The 19,555-nt window shown below is 52.0% G+C and carries 17 protein-coding genes and 1 pseudogene; 12 read left to right on the top strand and 6 right to left on the bottom strand.

Annotation, left to right across the window (positions count from 1 at the left end; translation table 11 throughout):
• Positions 1–44: 44 nt before the first annotated feature.
• Entirely contained in the window at positions 45–572 is a 528-nt protein-coding gene (locus RI501_RS09115; RefSeq protein ID WP_313821903.1) for a YslB family protein, read from the bottom strand.
• A 244-nt stretch (positions 573–816) separates the two neighbouring features.
• On the opposite strand from RI501_RS09115, the gene racE reads away from it, so the two are divergent.
• Genes racE through cbpB form a run of 4 tightly spaced genes read left to right on the top strand, consistent with a single transcriptional unit; the run spans position 817 to position 3,284 of the window.
• Positions 817–1,653 carry a glutamate racemase gene (gene racE, locus RI501_RS09110; protein ID WP_313821901.1) on the top strand — a complete coding sequence of 279 codons (837 nt, stop codon included), beginning with the start codon at positions 817–819 and terminating at the stop codon, positions 1,651–1,653.
• Positions 1,654–1,657: 4 nt separating this feature from the next.
• On the top strand, positions 1,658–2,257 hold the full coding sequence (locus RI501_RS09105; protein WP_313821899.1) for an XTP/dITP diphosphatase: 600 nt from the start codon (positions 1,658–1,660) through the stop codon (positions 2,255–2,257).
• Between the two features lie 2 nt (positions 2,258–2,259).
• Positions 2,260–2,778, top strand: a complete 519-nt coding sequence (locus RI501_RS09100) for a metallophosphoesterase (RefSeq protein WP_313821897.1) — start codon at positions 2,260–2,262, stop codon at positions 2,776–2,778.
• A 14-nt stretch (positions 2,779–2,792) separates the two neighbouring features.
• Positions 2,793–3,284 (top strand): cyclic-di-AMP-binding protein CbpB, encoded by a 492-nt coding sequence (cbpB, locus tag RI501_RS09095; RefSeq protein ID WP_313821895.1) that lies wholly within the window; start codon positions 2,793–2,795, stop codon positions 3,282–3,284.
• 105 nt (positions 3,285–3,389) lie between these two features.
• Here the strand turns inward: cbpB and RI501_RS09090 are convergent, their stop codons facing one another.
• A complete protein-coding gene (locus tag RI501_RS09090) occupies positions 3,390–4,259 on the bottom strand; it encodes a mechanosensitive ion channel family protein (protein WP_396442536.1) in 870 nt (289 codons plus the stop codon).
• Positions 4,260–4,455: 196 nt separating this feature from the next.
• Between RI501_RS09090 and RI501_RS09085 the strand changes: the two genes are divergently transcribed.
• Positions 4,456–4,872: a DUF948 domain-containing protein gene (locus RI501_RS09085; RefSeq protein ID WP_313821892.1), complete on the top strand. Its 417-nt coding sequence runs from the start codon at positions 4,456–4,458 to the stop codon at positions 4,870–4,872.
• A 21-nt stretch (positions 4,873–4,893) separates the two neighbouring features.
• Entirely contained in the window at positions 4,894–5,319 is a 426-nt protein-coding gene (locus RI501_RS09080; RefSeq protein WP_313821890.1) for a hypothetical protein, read from the top strand.
• 48 nt (positions 5,320–5,367) lie between these two features.
• On the opposite strand, the gene RI501_RS09075 is transcribed toward RI501_RS09080, so the two are convergent.
• Positions 5,368–6,465, bottom strand: coding sequence for a M24 family metallopeptidase (locus tag RI501_RS09075; protein WP_313821888.1), 1,098 nt, complete (start codon positions 6,463–6,465; stop codon positions 5,368–5,370).
• Positions 6,466–6,658: 193 nt separating this feature from the next.
• Here RI501_RS09075 and ccpA point away from each other — a divergent pair.
• Positions 6,659–7,660 (top strand): annotated as a pseudogene (gene ccpA / locus RI501_RS09070) (catabolite control protein A).
• Between the two features lie 130 nt (positions 7,661–7,790).
• The gene (locus RI501_RS09065; RefSeq protein WP_313821886.1) at positions 7,791–8,615 is read left to right on the top strand and encodes a hypothetical protein; all 825 of its coding nucleotides are present in this window, start codon (positions 7,791–7,793) and stop codon (positions 8,613–8,615) included.
• A gap of 182 nt (positions 8,616–8,797) precedes the next feature.
• Here RI501_RS09065 and RI501_RS09060 read toward each other — a convergent pair whose 3' ends face one another.
• On the bottom strand, positions 8,798–9,217 hold the full coding sequence (locus tag RI501_RS09060; protein ID WP_313821884.1) for an Rrf2 family transcriptional regulator: 420 nt from the start codon (positions 9,215–9,217) through the stop codon (positions 8,798–8,800).
• Positions 9,218–9,390: 173 nt separating this feature from the next.
• Here RI501_RS09060 and RI501_RS09055 point away from each other — a divergent pair, with 173 nt between their 5' ends.
• A complete protein-coding gene (locus tag RI501_RS09055; protein WP_313821882.1) occupies positions 9,391–9,966 on the top strand; it encodes an NADPH-dependent F420 reductase in 576 nt (191 codons plus the stop codon).
• Positions 9,967–10,266: 300 nt separating this feature from the next.
• Positions 10,267–14,877 carry a leucine-rich repeat protein gene (locus RI501_RS09050; RefSeq protein ID WP_313821880.1) on the top strand — a complete coding sequence of 1,537 codons (4,611 nt, stop codon included), beginning with the start codon at positions 10,267–10,269 and terminating at the stop codon, positions 14,875–14,877.
• 180 nt (positions 14,878–15,057) lie between these two features.
• On the opposite strand, the gene RI501_RS09045 is transcribed toward RI501_RS09050, so the two are convergent.
• Both RI501_RS09045 and RI501_RS09040 read right to left on the bottom strand, forming a co-directional pair.
• Positions 15,058–15,798: an amino acid ABC transporter ATP-binding protein gene (locus RI501_RS09045; protein WP_313821878.1), complete on the bottom strand. Its 741-nt coding sequence runs from the start codon at positions 15,796–15,798 to the stop codon at positions 15,058–15,060.
• The gene (locus tag RI501_RS09040) at positions 15,791–17,269 is read right to left on the bottom strand and encodes an ABC transporter substrate-binding protein/permease (protein WP_313821876.1); all 1,479 of its coding nucleotides are present in this window, start codon (positions 17,267–17,269) and stop codon (positions 15,791–15,793) included. The genes RI501_RS09045 and RI501_RS09040 overlap by 8 nt, the downstream gene beginning before the upstream one ends.
• 336 nt (positions 17,270–17,605) lie before the next feature.
• On the opposite strand from RI501_RS09040, the gene RI501_RS09035 reads away from it, so the two are divergent.
• Positions 17,606–18,529 carry a C39 family peptidase gene (locus RI501_RS09035; protein ID WP_313821874.1) on the top strand — a complete coding sequence of 308 codons (924 nt, stop codon included), beginning with the start codon at positions 17,606–17,608 and terminating at the stop codon, positions 18,527–18,529.
• A 16-nt stretch (positions 18,530–18,545) separates the two neighbouring features.
• Positions 18,546–19,385 carry a C39 family peptidase gene (locus RI501_RS09030; RefSeq protein WP_313821872.1) on the top strand — a complete coding sequence of 280 codons (840 nt, stop codon included), beginning with the start codon at positions 18,546–18,548 and terminating at the stop codon, positions 19,383–19,385.
• The last annotated feature ends 170 nt before the right edge of the window (positions 19,386–19,555 follow it).

Genomic DNA, 19,555 nt, shown 5'->3' with positions numbered 1-19,555 from the left:
GCAAAAAAGCGGACTCCCTGGTCGGAATCCGCTTTTTTTAATGGTTATTGTGGCTGGTCGGTAGCTGGTGTATCCGGTGTCGTGGGGGAAATGACGGCTAACGGCGTTGGTGCGTCGTAATCAGGAATCACGTCACTCGGGTCCGTATAGACGTCAAACGTGACGGCCTGGTTGCGCAATTTACGGGTGGTTTCGACCAATTCGGCCTCGGCACTGATGCCGAGTTGTTGCGCCATCATTTCGGCTAAGAAGCCCGCCTCCAAAGTGAAATCATTATCGGCCTTCAGTTGTTTGCGGAGCTTAACGGGTTCGCCACTGAGTTGCCAACGGCTCATTTCGGCCGTTTGCTTCAGTAAGGTTAACGTGCCAAAGCCCACTTGTTGGAAGAAGACGGCCGCATCTTTGGGGTTCCCCAACGGGAATTTACGGGCTAAGGACTTACCCGCCCAGTAGCCGATGGCCCCCTTATCGTCGCCCAATAATTCCGGAATAAGGGCGTCCCGAATGATGAGTTGTGGCAGGTAAGGCGCCCCCGCAGCGTCGCTCATGACGGTTTGGTATAAATTTTTCACGATGATTGACTCCTTCGTCCAATAATTTTCTCTACGTGTAATGATACTGTCATTATACCGTAAATCCGTTTTAAAAATCCGTTAACATTGATGCTAATTCGCTGCAATCGTTAAGTGACAATTAAAACCAACTCAAAATCAGGTCGGCCGAAGGGATTCAGTGGGGACGATAACGGGTGGCTTGAAACCGGTTTATAAAAAGGCGATAATATAGGGTCAAGTAAATTTGAGGAGGCGTGGCATTATGCGGAATGCACCAATTGGTTTTATGGATTCGGGAGTGGGCGGCTTAACCATCTTAAAGGAAGTTCAGCGGTTACTGCCCACGGAAAAGACGGTCTACTTGGGTGACCAGCAACGATTACCCTATGGTCCCCGGTCCCCCCGAGAAGTCTTAACGTTTACGCGCCAAATTGCGACGTTTTTGCAACGGCATGATCAGATAAAACTACTCGTACTGGCCTGTAACACGGCCACCGCGGCGGCACTACCGGCGTTACAGCAAAGCCTAACCATCCCGGTCGTGGGTGTCATCGCCCCCGGGGCCCGCGCGGCGGTTCAGACCACCAAAACCCATCAGATTGGGGTGATTGCGACGGCGGGGACCGTCAAGAGTCAGGCCTACCAGCGAACCATTACGGCGCAAGATCCACGTAATACGGTGGTGAGTCTGGCGTGCCCCGAACTGGTTCAGCTCGCTGAAGCCAATGACCTCACATCCCCCCACGCACAACGGGTGGTGGCAGACAAGTTAGCCCCGTTACAGGGAACCCAGATTGATACATTGGTCCTCGGGTGTACGCACTTTCCGCTCTTGCGGCAGGTGATCCAGCGAGTCCTGGGGCCCGGTGTACAACTAGTCGATCCCGGAACAGCAACGGCTAACATGGTCACGGCGCTGTTAGATTATTGGAATCTGGCGAATTCAACGGGGCAGCCGCAACCGCAGGCCACTTATTATACGACGGGGGACGTAACGACTTTCGACCGGGCGGCGAATCTTTGGTTAGACACCGCCCCGGTCCACGCACAAGCGATTTCTCTAGCGACGTTAACACAGCTTGATATGGAGGGTGAATAACACTATGGAAGAAACGTTAGTCATTGCAACGACCAACGCCGGGAAAGCCCGGGAATTTCGAGCCATCTTTGAGCCTAAGGGCATCACGGTCAAAACATTGGCCGATTTTCCGCAGTTACCGGCCGTTCCCGAAACGGGGAAGACCTTTACCGAAAATGCCAAATTAAAGGCAACGGCGGTGGCTCAGGCGACGCAATTGCCCGTATTGGCCGATGATTCTGGATTGATGGTTGATGCGCTAGCCGGTGAACCGGGAATTTACTCGGCGCGGTATGCGGGGGATCACGATGACGAAAAAAATAAAGTAAAATTATTAGCTAAGTTGGAAGGGGTCCCGGCCACCCAACGGACCGCGCATTTCCATACCTCACTGGTCTTGGTTAAGCCTAATGGTCACGAGCTAATCACCACGGGCGAGGTCACCGGGACGATTCTAACTGCCCCGCGGGGAACCGACGGCTTTGGGTATGATCCGCTATTCTACGTGCCCAGTGAGCATCAGACCTTCGCGGAAATGCCCATTGCCAAGAAAAATCAGTTGAGTCACCGGGCTAAGGCGACGGCGGCGATGTTGCAGGAATTTGATGCATGGTGGGAGGCGTAAGCATGGCACGGTGGTTAGTAATTAGCGACAATCATGGCGATCGGACCATCTTAGAAACGTTAAGCGCGCAACTGGCTGTCGACGCAACTTTTCATTGCGGTGACTCGGAGTTAGCCGCCGATGATCCCTGGTTTAATGGCGTGGCAGCCGTACGAGGGAACATGGACAGCGATGAGCGCTTTCCACTAGTTCTGACGCCCGAAGTGAGTGGGTGTCGGGTGCTCCTGACGCATGGGCATCACGATGGCGTGAACTGGGATCTGACCCAGTTAGCCTTACATGCGCAGGCCGTAGGGGCTCAGGCGACCTTCTACGGGCACACCCATCAGTTGGCCGTGGAGATGACGGCGGGGGGCTTGTTTCTGAATCCCGGGAGCATCAGTCAGCCCCGCGGTGAGTTTCGCCAGCTAGGCGGGACCTGTGCCGTGGTGACGGTGACGCCGGACCAATGGCAGGTTCAGTATTACACCCGCGATGCCCAGCCCGTACCCAAATTACACTTTACGTTTGACCGTAAGTAAGAAAGGATGACGGTATGCTAGATCCTGCAGTTGCCACGTTATTGCGTCAAAATCCCAAGAGTTATGTGATTTCGGCGGACAAAGTGGCCAACGTTACGGCCACCAATAATCTGGAACATGCGTTAATGGTGCTCTCCAAGGTGGGGTACACCCGCATTCCGGTGCTCTCACCGGACGATCATTTGCAAGGAATGTTGGCGTTGTCGGCCGTGACGGACCGCCTGTTACAGGTTCCCGGTGCGGCCGTTGACCAATTGAGTGGGGTGCTGGTCTCCGAAGTGATGCAGCCCATTCGGCACTGGGTCGATGATGAAACCAAGTTGGAAACCATTCTCAATTTGTTGGTGGATGACCCCTTTATCCCGCTAGTTGACGACGAGATGACATTTCGGGGCATCATTACACGACGAGAAATCTTAAAACGCGTGAATTACTTAGCCCATAATCTGAACAAACAGTATCAGGTTAGCCCCCGGGCCGATGTGGCCGTGGGTGATTCTGAGTAAGAAAGTGATCCCAAAGGTATTAGTAGGTGAGCTTTAACGTAAAAGTGGTCATTATTCCTGAACTTGGAATAATGACCACTTTTGGATTAGACGGTACCGGCCACCTTAAGCCTTGGGAGTGAGATTATGGGTTGGCAGGTGGATCCCGGCCTGCCGAATTGCCTTGAGGTAGGCGGTTAAGAAGGTTGCCTGGAGATTAAATTGGCTGCCATTTTTAGTCATCAAGACGACTTGGTAGACTAATTCCCCGGTGGGCAAGGTCACAATCCCAATAATGGCCGGTTCCTCGATGATGCTGGGGTGTTGGGGCACCAGCTGGGCATTGACCTTGTCGATGATGGGACGCAGCTCTTCTACCGGTGTGGTGGTGGCGATCGGAATGTTCACTAAGGCCCGCATATTGTTGCGCGAGCGGTTGGAGATAATGGTGATGTTCCGGTTGGGGATGAAGTTAATCGTCCCGTCGGCGCTGGTGACCTGAGTGGTCCGGAGCCCAATCGCGGTGACGGTTCCTTCGATGGTCCCAATCTTCACCGCGTCGCCCACGTCGAGTTGTTGTTCCATCAGAATTGAAATGCCAGTGACCAGATCGCTAACAAACCCTTGGGCCCCTAGTCCTAATGCCAGGCTAAAGATTCCGGCCCCGGCAACCAGAGTGCCTACGGGAACCCCCAGGGTAGAGAGAATGGCGTAGATCCAGAAGAAGAGGATGGTGTAGTGAAAGAGGTTCATGGTTAGCATACTGATGGTCTGGAGCCGGTTGCTGGACTGGTCCTTATTCTGGAGGTAACGCTTGAAGCTACGGTTAAGGATTGCTTTACCGACCAGGTTGATCACCAAGAACAGGATCGTTAGCGACAAGAGGGATAAAAAACGGGTGGTGATGAGGTGGAGAAAGGACTCCCAGTTAAACGATTTTAGGTAGTTTTGGAACCACTGATTCGATTTTAACGCCGTAGTAACGGCTGTTTGGATCGTCAAGAGACGAGCCTCCTTTGGCTAAGTTTTGGCGGTGGGCTTAGAAAATAAATCAAATTCTAGTTTAGCAGATTTTGCGGGAAACGCCTACGGTTAGTGGGGAAATTGCGGCGTTAAGGTAGGGTTTTCATTGCACGCCCGACGCGACAATGCTATTCTATTGGTAAGTAACCAAGTACAAGGAGGGGTTGTCATGACCGGTGGACAAATAGCAGGCTTGATTGCAGCGATTGCGTTGTTGATCTTGGTGCTCTTCATTGGGATGTTCTTAGTGAAGTTGAACAAAACGTTGGGCGAGTTGAATCGTTCAATGAAAACCATGACCAGTGATGTGGATACGTTGAGTCATCAGACGGAAAATATCATGGCCAACGCCAATGAATTATTGGCGGACGTGAACCAGAAGGTGGCCAAGATTGATCCCGTCTTTCAAGCGGCGGCTGACCTGGGAGAAAGCGTGTCCGATCTGAACACGGCGACCCGTAAATTAACGGACCGGGTAGGCGAGACCGCTAAGAAATCTGCCACGAGCTCATTAGCCGCTCGGGTGGGTAAGACGGCCTTTGACCTATACCGGAGCCGGAGTCGTAAGCACCAGACGAACGATTAACACGGAAGGGAAGTCATCAGAATGGCAAAACACAAATTATTAGCAGGCTTAGTTTTAGGTGGCGCGGCCTACGCGGCTTACCACGCGTTAGATTTAGAAAAACGCGAGGCGTTAAAGGATATGGCGCGCGAACAATGTGATGCCTTGAAAGACCGGGCTATCGATTACGCCTTCTACGCCGCCGATGCCCTCGACGATTTCAAGGAAAACCTCAGTGAACACATGGGGGAGAAATCCGCGGATGAGAATGAAGAAGACTGGCGGACGGCGACCGATGAGACGGCCGCGGCCACCGATGACGATATCGTGTTAAGTAGCGATGACGTGCCCACCATGACCGCCGAGTCAACCAGTGAAGCGCCAGCCTCTACCACGGCGACCCCCACGGACGGCCCCACGCCTGCGGCCCCAACCGATACCACTGACTCCGAATCTTCAGAAAAATAGCCACACAAAAAACCGTAGCCGTTGCGCTACGGTTTTTGTATGGTTATTTTAGCCTACGTAAGTTAATTCTTTAGACGTGTGGGTGAACGGTAAGCTCCCGTCGGCCGTGACGTGGACGCAGTCTTCAATCCGGACACCGGCGACCCCTGGGATGTAGATGCCGGGTTCGATGGAGAAGCACATCCCTGGTTCTAAGACCAGGTCGTTGCCCACCATGATGGATGGAAATTCGTGATCACTCATCCCCATCCCGTGACCTAACCGGTGAATGAAGTATTCGCCGTAGCCGGCCTTGGTGATGATGTCACGGGCGACCTTGTCGAGTTCGGCGGCGGTCATGCCCGGTTTCACGGCGGCTTGGGCCGTTAATTGTGCTTCGAGGCAGACGTCGTAGATTTCCTTTTGCTTGGCGGTCGGCGTGCCTAGGGCCACCGTCCGGGAAGCGTCGGAGATGTAGCCGTCGTAGACCGTTCCTAAGTCAAACAAGACCAGTTCGTTGTTTTGGAACTTGGTATCGTTGGTGGCGCCGTGCGGTTCGGCGGCGTGGGCGCCGGCTTGCACCAGGCTCCCGAAGGACATTTCCATGATGCCTTCCTTCATTAAAGCGTATTGCAGTTCGGCCACGGCGGATTGTTCCGTCTTGCCCGCCTTGACGGCCGCAAACCCGTGTTCGAAGGCGAAATCGTCCCACTTACCAGCAATTTCGAGCTTTTTGATTTCGTCAGCCGACTTAATCAGGCGCATGTGGTCGATGAAGCTGGTAATGTCGATATCGAAGGCCGGAGCGGTGAATTGGGCGCCTAGGGCTTCCATGCGGGCGACTTGCAGTTGGCCTTTTTCCAACGCGATGTGCGCCGGGTTAACGTGGCGTTGTTTGATTTGGTCACCAATCATGGCCCAAGGATTCTCGTGATCCAGGTAACCGATGACTGGGAAGGCCCAACCCGTTTCCTTGATGACTTCAACTTCTAAGGCTGGTGCGAAGATGAAGGGATCTTGGTCGGGGAAGACCACTAAAGCTAAGACCCGTTCGATGGGGTCGCTCCCAAAGCCGGTTAAATATTGAATCGTTTTGGGATTACTTAAGTAGGTTAGATCCGCGTGTTGATCAGCAGTCCATTGCTGGATCTGTTCGAGTTTTGTCATGTCATCACCCTTTCAAATGTTAGCCCCATTATAGCATAGCTGACCTCTAGGCTTGAAAATTCCATGAAATTAGGGTATTCTTTGATATGAAAGCGTTTTCAACTTGCGTATGAAACTAACTTTTTGTATACTAGTTCAAGTCGCATGAAAACGGATGAAAACAAATCAAAACAGTAAAGAAAGGGCTATCGTTATGGAAAAACAGACAGTAACAATTTACGATGTGGCACGTGAGGCGGCGGTCTCCATGGCTACCGTATCTCGGGTGGTGAACGGCAATCCCAACGTTAAACCAGCTACGCGGAAGAAAGTATTGGAGGTCATCGACCGCCTTGACTATCGTCCAAACGCCGTTGCACGGGGATTAGCTAGCAAGAAAACAACCACTGTAGGGGTTATTATCCCCGACGTGACTAACGCGTATTTTGCTTCCCTAGCCCGCGGGATTGATGATATCGCGATGATGTATAAGTACAACATCATCTTGACCAATTCCGATGAAAATGGTGGCAAAGAGGTCCAGGTGTTAAACACCCTAATGGCTAAGCAAGTTGACGGCATTATTTTCATGGGTAATCGGGTAACCCCCGAACTCCGTGAAGAATTTAAACGTTCGAAAGCGCCAATCGTTTTGGCGGGATCCGTGGATGCTGAAAAGTCGCAACCCAGCGTGAATATCGATTACGTGGCCGCGGTGGCGGAAGCCGTCAAGAACTTGATTGACCACGGCAACCAAAAGATCGCCTTTGTTTCGGGACCAATGGATGAAGCCATCAACCACGATTACCGGTTGAAGGGGTACAAGAAGGCGTTGAAGGATGCCGGCTTGACCTACGATGACAAGTTGGTTTTTGAAACGGACTACACTTACAAGGCAGGGCAGGCCTTAGAACCAGCCCTGACCGCTGCTGGGGCAACGGCCGCTTTTGTCGGTGACGACGAATTAGCAGCTGGGGTCATGAACGGCCTGACGGATGCCAAAATTGACGTGCCAGGTGAGTTTGAGGTCATCACCAGTAACGACACGAAATAAACCGAATTAGTGCGGCCAAAGATGAGCTCCATCACCCAACCCCTCTATGATATTGGGGCCGTGGCGATGCGCTTATTGACCAAGTTAATGAATAACGAAACGGTTGAGGAAAACACCGTCATTTTACCTTACGGGTTAATGAAGCGTAGCTCAACCAAATAAGCGGTTTGTGGGCGGCGAAATTCGGATAAATTTCGCCGCTTTTTGCGTGAACTTAAGGTCGCCTTAATCCTTTACCCAACTAAGTGTGCTACAATGAAAAACAATTAATTTTGTGATGGAGGTGGCTGGGATGAGTGCTGATAGTCGCATGGCGCGCTACCATTTTGCGGATGAAGAGCCGTCACAACAACAGCCGAAACCCACAACGTATCAACGACGACCGGCGTTAGCGCGCTGGGGAGCCTTCTTAGTGCTGCTGTTAACGGTCACGTTAGGGTTAAAATTGACCGTCTTTAACGCCACGTACACGGCGGGGGTCGTCTCCCGCTCAACGGTGGGAGAAAAGGTCATTAACCGCTTGAATAACGATCTCAACGATTTAGGCGTGACGGGTGACCCCGTTACGACTAGTGTGATCCAGCCGTATTTGGCGCAAGGTGTCACGCAGTTGTACGGTCAGGCAACCACCACGGTGGATGCCACGGAACTGACTAATGCTATTAGCGCGCAGGCCAGTTCGGCGGGCGTTTCCGCCAGCTCCACGCTAACCGCGCAGGTGGCTAAGCAGGCGCAAAAGTTAGTAACCCAAGCGTTTAATACGTCAGCTATGCAGGTGGCGGCCGCGCGGTTACAACGGGCCCGTCAGCTAAACTTTTATGGATTGGTTGCCACGTTACTGCTGCTGGTGGTCACGCTGATCTATGCGTTAAGCATTCATCATTTTCTGGGCAGCTTGGGGCCCAGCTTGGCCTTAGGTGGCATCCTCGCCATTGTCGTCGGGTTGGTAGGCTGGTTAGGGTTACCGCTGATGGTGACCACATCGACCGCCAGCGTCACGGCACTGTTAACGGCCATTGGGCATAGTAGTTTAGGCGTGGTGATTTTTGCCGGCGGCGCGGAACTGATTTTGGGTCTCTTGGTCCTCTTGGGTCATCGAACCTTTCGCCAAGCTTAGTGCGTGAGATCAAAGTGTTTAGTTTATGAAGATTAACGTTAAAGTGGTCATTATTCCTGAAGTTGGAATAATGACCACTTTTGAGGTTCAACGGAATAAGTTTCTCTGGGGCACACGTTTCGGGGGCGGCATCTAGGTTAACCCCTAATTTTATGCGGGGGTTCCTGATTTTTGCTACATTTTTAAGTGGTTTGCAAGCGAACGTCGTTCAGAATGTCCTGTAACGAAATGCGGGCCATTTGGGCCTCGGCAGCGGCTTGAACCTCGCTGTAGTAGTGGGTCAACGTTTGTGGCATGGCCACGCCAACCGGGCAGTGCTCGGAGGTGTGCCGGTCCACGTTCAGTAGGGCGGGGTTACCGGGCAAGGTTCGGTAGACGTCCCGCAGCGTGATGGCTTGAGGATCGCGGGCTAACGCCAAATTCGTGGTCCCGTGGGTCTGCACTAAAAGACCGTGTTGCTTGAGGTTGGCCATGATCTTACGCACCAAGCTGGGAGACGTTGCGAGACTGCTCGCCATTTCCTGACTGGTAATCTTCCGCCCCCCAAAATAGGCCACGTAGGTTAGGACGTGGAGGGTATCGCTGAGTTGGGTATTTGCCATGATTTCCGCTCCTTTAAGGTAATTGTGTATTATATTCTATAACACTTTTCACAAAACGTCATCTTGAAGGACCTAATTAATCTTTTTAAAAGCTAATTATTGACAATTTTTCAGAAATCGGTTAATTTATAAGTGTACTTAAAAATAATACACTTTTTTGGAGGGATTGCGTGATGGCAGAGATTACGATTTTTGGTAAGGGTAACATGGGACAGGCAATTGGTGGGTTGATGACTCAGGGGGGCAACCAAGTGACCTACTTGGGCCATGCCGATGCGGTAACGACGTTAGGGACCATCGTGATCTTGGCGGTGCCGTACCCGGCAGCGTTGGCCATTGCGAAGGCTAATGCCACCCAGTTGGCGGGCAAGGTTGTTGTGGATGTCACGAACCCGTTGGACTTTGACACTTGGGACGGTTTAGTGGTTCCGGCCGACAGTTCCGCGACGGCGCAATTGGCGGAACTATTACCTGAATCACAGGTCATTAAGGCGTTCAACACGACCTTTGCGGGAACGTTAGTGGCCAAGCAGGTTGGTGGCGCGGCACCGACTAAGGTTTTAACGGCCGGGGATTCCACCGAAGCTAAACAAGCGTTAGCCGCCGCCTTAGCGGGCAGTGACGTGGCCGTTATCGATGCGGGTTCACTGAAGCGTGCCCGCGAACTCGAGGCTTACGGGTTCTTGCAAATGACGTTAGCTGCCAGCGAACAGATTTCTTGGAACGGTGGTTTCGCCGTCTTAAAGTAAACTTTTATAATTAACGCCCCACCGGTGATCGTCGGTGAGGCGCTTTTTGTTTGGTTAGATTGGCTACCGTTAGAAGTTGATGGGCTAAGGATGTAACCGAGTTCGAAAATACTTGTGATGGGAATTATTATATAGTATAAAATAAAATAGCATTTAAAACTATCGCGGTATTATAAGAATTACCGGCTATGGTTGTTTCGCTTGTAGATAATAGTTGCATTGGTTGGGTTATCGGTTAATATGTGGGGTGAGCAAGAAGCCAGAGTTGGTTTTAAGCTATCGCTTTGGGGGGAATTTAACATGTCAATCACGCGACACGTAACTAAGAAAACGCAAGAAAGTAAGTATCTCATGGCTGCGGCCATCACCGTGGCGACGTTAGGCGTAGGGGCAACGACTAACATGACGGCTCACGCGGCGACCACTGAACCGCAAACGACCACGACCAGCCAGGCATCATCGGCGGCCAATCCGGCACAAACGGTTAGCTTAACGCCGACCAATTCGGCGGCCACGACAACGGTTAGTGCGGCGTCGTCTACGGCCCAGCTTAATCAGGCGGCCAGTAACGCAAGCTCTGCGGTGACCAGTGCGGCGCCAGCCAGTTTCGTAGCCAGTGTAGCAGCATCGGCGGCCCAAAAGACTACGGTTCAAGCGAGTGTGGCGGCTACGGTACCAGCCAATTCCAGTGCGGCGTCAGTGGCGGCGAGTGTTGCAGAAAGCGCCGGCACCAGTCAGGCGACCGGCACGGTCAGTTCCGCTACCAGTGGTCCGACAACCACGGCATTAGCAGCATCGGCGGCCACCAGTAGTGTGGCGCCGGCGAGTGCCAGCACCAGTACGCCGGTGGCTACGACCAGGGCAGTGGCCACGGCCGCTAGTCTTACACCGACTTATACGGATAGCAGCGTCTTTAATTGGCAGCTAAACACCGATGGAACCGCAACGGTTACCGGGTTAAATCAAAAGGTCAGTGGGGTGATGAGCATTCCACCAACCTACACGGTTAACGGGAAGACTTATACGGTGACTAATATTGGCGCGGGCGCCTTTGCTTCGGATACGGGGATGACAAGTGACTTAACCGGTGTCGTTTTCGCTAATGGGTTAACCACGATTGGTGATTCGGCCTTCGCTTATCTGGGGAATCTCCAAAGTGCCGACTTTTCAGCGGACCAGACACTGACCACCATCGGCAACCTTGCCTTTGTTTCTTCCGGACTCAAGCAATTGGTCTTGCCCGCCAGCGTGACGACGATTGGGAACGAAGCCTTTACCTATAATAAGAACTTGACCAGTATAACTTTGCCTGCCGGCTTAACCAGTCTAGGGGATACGGCGTTTGCCAGCAGTGAAGCGTTAACCTCGGTCGACCTGAGTCAAGCAACGAAGCTCACCACATTGAGCGATCACGCGTTTGAAAATGACCCATTAACCAGTTTGACGATTCCGGCCAACATTCAAACGATTGGCGCCAACACGTTTGCCAACAACCTGGCCTTAACCAGCGTCACCTTTGCACCGGACAGTCAATTGACGGGGATTGGCGATAACGCCTTTATTTATGACGGCCAGATTAAGACCCTGACGCTACCTACGGCCCTGCAAACAATCGGTAATCAAGCCTTTTTGGCTAACGTGGGGTTACAAAGCGTCACGCTCAACGGTAACCTGCAAAGCATCGGTGATAACGCCTTTACCTACGATTCCGAATTGAGCTCATTGAACCTCGCCCAAGCCGCACAGCTAAAAACCATTGGCAATGGGGCGTTCGAGTATAATACGCTAACGGGCAATCTGACCACGCCGGCCAACCTGACCAGTATTGGCAATTACGCCTTTGCGGGGAACCCCATTGATGAGTTGACGCTCAACAATGGGTTAACTAGCGTTGGTAATTCGGCCTTTATCTATAATCACTTGACGGGAACGTTGACCATTCCAACGACGGTCACAAGCGTTGGTAACATGGCGTTTTATGGTAACGAATTGACGGGGGTCACCATTCCAACGGGAACCACCATGGGTCAAGATGCCCTGTCGTATAACCGAATTACTAATTTAACGGGTCCCACTACAACCATTCCGTTGGCCAACGAACAGATGGTTACGGCGTTTGAAACGGCGCCGTCCGTCATTCCCCTCACTAACCTGTTTACCTTGAGCTTGGGTGGCCTGACCACGAGTGATCTACAGCTGACAAATCTGAGTAACGGCGTCACACAACAAAATGGTCAGTTAATCATTCCCGAGGGGGTCAACAGCTTTAGCTTCGATTGGACGCTGCCACTCGCAAACAGTACCGAACCGATTTACAGCGGGCACTATACGGTCGTTCTGGACAATCCAGACATTAAGGTGATGGATTCCACGATTTTTGCCGGGACAACGTGGGCACCGAATGATAACTTTGTCAGTGCGGTGACGCCTAGTGGCACGACGGTTCCGCTGAGTGCGTTGACGGTCGATGGGGCGGTTAATCCCGACGTTGCCGGTCAATACACCGTCACTTATCAGTACGGGACGGATCAATCGACGGCCACCGTTACGGTGGTTAAGCGTTCTGGGACCTACACGGTAACTGGGCCGACGCTGACGCAAGTGTACACGGAAAATCCCGTCACGCTAAACGCTGCCAATTACACCATTGTCTTACCAAATCCGGATGGCACCACGATTCAATTGCGGCCCGGCGATCTGGTGACCCCGACGGCTACCAACGTGGGAACTTACGCCATCACTTTGTCGCAGCAAGGAATCGACTACCTGAATCAGCAGCCGGCTTCGCAGATCTATAATTGGACCAATTCGGCTGATACGGGATTGACCTACACGATTACGCCGGCACCGGTAACTATCACGGTAGCGGATCAAACCAAATATGTGGGGGATGCCGATCCCGTCTTAACGGCCACGGTAACGAATACTGCTATCAATGGTGCTCCCGTAGCCTATACGGTAACGCGAGCAGCGGGTGAAACTGCCGGGACTTACGCGATTCAAGCGACGGCTGGTGAGAATCCTAACTACAATGTGACGGTGCAAAACGGAACGTTAACCATTCTGCCATCCCAACAAAGTCTGATGGGGACGAACTACAGCATGACGGTCGGTGACGCTGAGCCGACGTTAGCGGACTTCAACGCGACGGCGACGAATAATCACGGCACCACAATTCCGGTAATCCTAGATCTGAGTCAAGCTGATTTAACTAAGGCCGGAACGTACGATGTTACGTTGACGACTACTGATGGTCAAAGCAAGACGGTCACCTTGACCGTCAATCCGTCCCAACAGAGCTTAACGGGAACGGATTACAGCATGACGGTCGGTGATGCCGAGCCGACGTTGGCAAACTTCAACGCAACGGCGACGAATAATCACGGTGTCGCAATCCCGGTAACCCTGGATCTGAGTCAAGCTGATTTAACTAAGGCCGGGACGTATAATGTCACGTTGACCACCACTGATGGTCAAAGCAAGACGGTCACCTTAACCGTCAACCCATCCCAACAAAGTCTGACGGGGACGAACTACAGTATGACGGTCGGTAACACCGAGCCGACGTTAGCGGACTTCAACGCGACCGCGACGAATAACCACGGCACCACAATTCCGGTAACCATGAATTTAAGCCAGGCCGATTTAGCCAAGGCTGGGACGTATGATGTCACGTTGACCACCACTGACGGTCAAAGCAAGACGGTCACCTTGACCGTCAGTCCGTCCCAACAGAGCTTAACGGGGACGGATTACAGTATGACGGTCGGTGACGCCGAGCCGACGTTGGCAAACTTCAACGCGACGGCGACGAATAACCATGGCACCACAATTCCGGTAACCATGAATTTAAGCCAGGCTGATTTAACCAAGGCCGGAACGTATAACGTGGTCTTAACTACAAGTGACGGTCAAAGCAAGACGGTCACCTTAACCGTTAACCCGTCGCAACAGAGTTTAACGGGAACGAACTACAGCATGACGGTCGGTGATGCCGAGCCGACGTTAGCGGACTTCAACGCAACGGCGACGAATAATCACGGTGTCGCAATCCCGGTAACTCTAGATCTGAGTCAAGCTGATTTAACTAAGGCCGGGACATATAATGTCACGTTGACCACCACTGATGGTCAAAGCAAGACGGTCACCTTAACCGTTAACCCGTCGCAACAGAGCTTAACGGGGACGAACTACACCATGACGGTTGATGACCCAACGCCGACGGCAACTAGCTTCCACGCACAGGCCACCGACAATCATGGCACGATTATTCCAGTTACGGTCGATTTAACTCAAGTTGACTTTTCACAACCAGGAGACTATGCCGTTCGCTTGAGTACGGCTGACGGCCAGCAGTTGACGGTGACGTTGCACGTGGTTGCCGTAACGACAGGGGGTGGCGTCGCACCAATCGATCCGGTTGAGCCAACCACGCCAATCGATCCGACTGCCCCAACTGACCCAATCACGCCGGTCGACCCCGCAACGCCAACGACACCAGTAACGCCGACACAACCTGTGACGCCAACGAATCCTGAGACGGATCACAAGAAGCCGGTAAATTCTGGTCAGGGTGATTATCCGGTCATCCCAGCTCAACCAACGGCTAGTCACACGATTCCGGCGGCTAGCGAGCAGCCGGCTACTAAAACGCCAACTCGCGATCTAATTATTCGGCAAGGCCACGCGGCTGCCCAAGCGGCACCAACCATGCCGACGCACCAGAGCGTGACGGGGAAGACAGCTAACCCAACGGGAACGGGTACGCCACAACAGCGGCCGGTGACCCCAACGGACCAGAAGACAAAGTTACCGCAAACTAATGAACATCCCGCAACCGGATGGTCGTTACTCGGTCTTATCTTAGGTGCGTTAGGATTGAAGACTTGGCGGCGTCGGGATCACGATTAACTGTCAATAACCAGTGTGATACACGAAAAGCCACCACTAGTTTTTTCTAGTGGCGGCTTTTGCTTGACTCCCCTTAATCCAAAATGACCATTATTCCTGAACTAGGAATAATGGCCATTTTGACGTTAACGTTCACCAATTAAACAACTTGTGACTCACTCTGTCTAAGAGCCTTTGAGACTACATCAGAATTTTAGAAAGAAAGTCCTGCGCCCGGGCGGTTTGGGGATGAGCGAAGAAATCGTCGGGGGTACTGTTTTCCTGAATGTACCCGTCGGCCATGAACCAGATCCGGTCGGCCACGGACTTGGCAAAGCCCATTTCGTGGGTGACCACCACCATGGTCATGCCTTGATTGGCTAAGTCCTTCATAACGTTTAAGACTTCACCGACCATTTCGGGATCCAGTGCGGAGGTGGGTTCATCAAAGAGCATCACCTTCGGGTTCATGGCTAAGGCGCGAGCGATGGCGACCCGTTGCTTTTGGCCCCCGGACAGGCTGCTGGGGAAAGCGTCGGCGTGGTCGTCTAGGTTGACTTGTTGCAGAAGCTCGTGGGCCCGTTTAGTGGCGTCGGTTTCGCTGACACCTTTAACCTTCATCGGGGCCAATTTGATGTTTTCGAGGACGGACATGTTTGGGAAGAGGTTGAAACCTTGGAAGACCATGCCCATCTGTTCACGTAACTCGTTGACCCGCTTGGTGTCTAGCGTGGTCAGGTCTTGTCCGTCAAAGGCAACTTGGCCGTTTGTCGGAGTTTCAAGGAGGTTTAGGCACCGTAAGAAGGTACTTTTCCCGCTCCCGGAAGGCCCGATGACCACGATCACTTGTCCAGGATCGACCTGTTCGGTGATGTCCTTTAAAACGACATTCCCGCCGAAGTTTTTCGCGAGGTTTTTGACCTCAATAATTGGTTTAGTCATGTTGCATTCTCCTCTCGAAGTAGTTCAGAATTCGGGACGCGGTAAAAGTCATGATAAAGTATAGCACCATGATGACGGCGATAGGGGCCACTCCCCGGTAGGTATCGGAACGGACAATGTTGCTTTGGAAGATCAGTTCGGAAACCCCGATGATCGAGACGATGGAACTATCCTTGATTAAGGTAATGAATTCGTTCCCCAGTGATGGCCAGATGTTCTTGAGGGCTTGCGGTAAGACCACGTAACGTAAGGTGGCGGTATTGGACAGTCCCAGGCTCCGTGCGGCCTCGGTTTGCCCGGCGTCTACGGAGTTGATGCCGCCCCGAATATATTCGGCAATGTAGGCCCCGGAGTTTAGAGAAATGGCAATGATCCCGGAAGTCAGGGCAGGGAGGTTGACGATCAAGCCCAGGCCAAAGTAAACGAACATGACTTGGACCATCATTGGCGTTCCCCGAATAAATTCGACGTAAGCCGTGGCTAGCCAACGTACGGCGGTCTTGATGACGCCACCGTGAGCCATCCGAGCGAGGGATAAGAGCACCCCTAAGATGAAACCAAAGAAGACGGAGCAGACCGTAATGATCAGGGTGTATTTAACCCCGGTCAGAAAGGCTTTCCAATAGTGCCACATGCTGGTGTTGACCGTGTTGGTCTTTAAGTATTTCCCAGCAGCGGGCAGGTAGTCCTTGTTAACCAGGTCCTGCTTGCGAATCTGATCGACCGATTTATTAGCGGCGGTCACCAAAGCGGTGGAACCTTTCTTGAAGGCTACGGCGGCACTGGTATCGGAAGCACTTAAGTTGAAGTGACTTGGAATCATGGCCAGCTGCTTGTTGTTCGCCACGTAGGCCTGAGCAGAAGGCTTTTCCATCGCAACTCCGGCTAGTTTGTGACTTTGCAACGCTAAAATCAGGTCGGAAACGGAGGTCATCCCTTTGACCTTAGTGTCGGTCGTTTGTTTCTTAGATTCATTGTACATGGTAGAACCAGTTTGCGCCCCGATGGTTTTGCCCTTGAAGGAATCTTTATCTTTGTACAGGCCCTTTTCACTCTTGTTGACCACGATGCTGTAGCCCCCTTGGTAGTACAGGTGAGTGAAGTCCACGTTTTTCTTCCGGGCCGGCGTGGGGTTCATCCCGGAGATGACCATGTCGACTTTGCCAGTTTGTAACGCGACCAGTAGGGAATCGAAGGACATGGACTTGACCACGAGCTTGACGCCCAGGCCCTTGGCAATCTTTTGCCCGACGGCAACGTCCATCCCGACAATCTTACTCTTGCCGTGAACGGTGGCCTGGAATTCGTAAGGTGGATAGTCGGGGGAGGTCCCCATGACCAGGGTGCCCTTCTTCTGAACCCGGGTCAACGAGTTATCCGTAGCGGCTTGCGCCGTGGTAGTGCTGGTGGCCCCCCAGCCAACCAACAGAGTGACGACGAGTGCGAATAGAAATAATAGTCTCTTTTTCATACCGTATAAAGCTCCTCTTGTTTTAAATGATGTCATTCATTATAACGACAAATGTTTATTTATACAAGTTTTATTTTGAAATAATCGTTTTTATACATAAATTATTCTTGAAGGATATCCTGAAAACGTGGTATATCGGGATTTGACGTTTGAATTCTAATGATAAAAACTGTATAAAGTGTAGCGCTTTCTGCATAGGGAGAACCGTCTAGGGCGAGAAATTATAGTTAATCCCGGTAAGACTGCTAAAAAAGGGTATACTGAAACTGGCACGAGGAGGGCTCAAGTGCCCCCATCAAATGTGGCAAGAAATAAATTTAAATGAGGGGTCGTTGGATGAATCAACTAGCAAAGCAGCATAAAACCTGGGCCAAATTTGGCTGGGGAATAATTGGGGGATTATTAGGGTGGGGGCTCATGATGTCGGGAGCCGCCGCTCAGTCTGTGGGATCATTGGGCCCGACGCATCAAGTGAATTATGGTCGGACACTCAAGCGGGTTAGTGGTCAACTGTATCAGGTTTCGGCTGGTAAACTGCAGCCCCAAAGGTCGTTACGGGGGTTTAATCGAACTTTATGGGTCGTTTCTAAGACGGCTACCGTGACCACTGCGGCAGGAAAAACCAGCACGTACGATTACGTGACGGCCGCTGGTCCGGCTAAGCGAACAACCGTTAAGGGCTGGATTCGTCAGCAAGATTTGACTCACCCCACTCGAGTCGCCTTAAACGCGCCGTATATCAGTCAGCAGGCGGTTAAGGCCTGGATGGGGTGTGAATCGGCAGCGTTACTGGAAGGGCTTCATTATAAAGGCGTTAAAGTACATACCGGATTAGTTGCCTTTATGAAACAGCTACCACGGAGCAAAACCAATAATCCGAATAACGGGTTCGCGGGGAGTCCATACCGGGTCACCCCGGGCGTTTTCCAGTCAATCTTTCCCAAGCCGTTGGCCAAGTGGGGCAACCGGTATCACCGGGTGACAAACATTAGTGGGACGTCGGCAGCTGGTTTGCGAGCCCAGTTACGGTTAAACCGGCCAGTGGTGGTTTACGTGACCCTGCACTTCGCCAAGGCGCAGTGGGGACACTACTTCTGGGGCAAGGGGATCAATAACTCACACGTGATGCTGTTGGATGGCTACAATACCAAGACTCACCAGTATCATGTGGCCGATCCTAACCAGGGGAAGTACTGGGTGAGTGCTCAGAAATTTAGCCGCAGCTATAATTATCGGCATTATGCGGTGGCAATCGATTAAGTTCAGGAGGAAAATTATGATTAAGACGGTTAAATGGGGATTAGGACTGATGCTATTGCTGGGCAGTCTGGGCGGTTTGACCACCGTTCATGCGCAAACTACGGTGAAATCGGCGCGTCATTATAATAGTCGGGTGATTGCCAGTCGGACGGCTAAACGGTGGGCGCAACCGGGCAGTCAAGCCATTGGGAATACGGCGAAGCTGCAAGGCAATCTGGTCCAACTCGACCAGATTGCCCACACCACCAAGGGCACTTACTTTAAGGTTAGCCGCCGTGGTCATCATTATGGATGGTTATCGGCGACCGCGTTAAAACGGACAACCCGTTATGTCTTACCGTACACCTATACCAGTCAGTTATACCCGTTACACGCGCCAAACGCGTGTGAGGCAGCTAGCCTCAAGATGGCGTTGTCCGTGAAGGGGCTGGCTACTAAAACCAGTTTAAAGACTATGATTAAGCGAATGCCTAAAGCTAAAACACCAACGAAGGGCTTTACGGGGAATCCGTATACGGAAAGTCGTCCGGGGGAGACCAGAACTATCTACCCGGCACCGTTGACCAAGTACGCCCAAACTTATGATGCGGCAGCCCGTAACCTGACGGGGGCCAGTAAAAAAACGTTGATTCATGAAATTAAACGGGGCAACGCCGTGATCTTTGCTGGGGCTTGGCGGATGCAAGGGCAACGCCCGTATCATGTTTTGACCTTAGTCGGGTACCGTCCCGGTAAGTTCTTGGTGGCCGATCCGTACATGCAAGCAGCGTGGCCCAACAAGGTTTACTGGACCTCAACCAAAAACTTTATGACGGTTTACCACAGTCGTCATTCGCGTGCCGTGGTCATTCGTTAACCAAAGTGTCAATGACCAGGTTAAATTATAGAAGAAAACAGCCATATTAGATGGGGAACGGAAGGCGCTCCGCCGCGGTCTGGCAAGGTGTACGTTTGTCTTGAAAAGGCTGCTAAGTGGTGCTAAAATTAGCATTGTCTGTTTTATATGGATATATAAATTATTAGAAA

It is taken from the genome of Levilactobacillus zymae, from assembly GCF_032190635.1.
Classification (GTDB): domain Bacteria; phylum Bacillota; class Bacilli; order Lactobacillales; family Lactobacillaceae; genus Levilactobacillus; species Levilactobacillus zymae_A.
The sequence above is the reverse complement of the archived record's forward strand: the minus strand, read 5'-3'. Positions and strand labels throughout refer to the sequence as shown.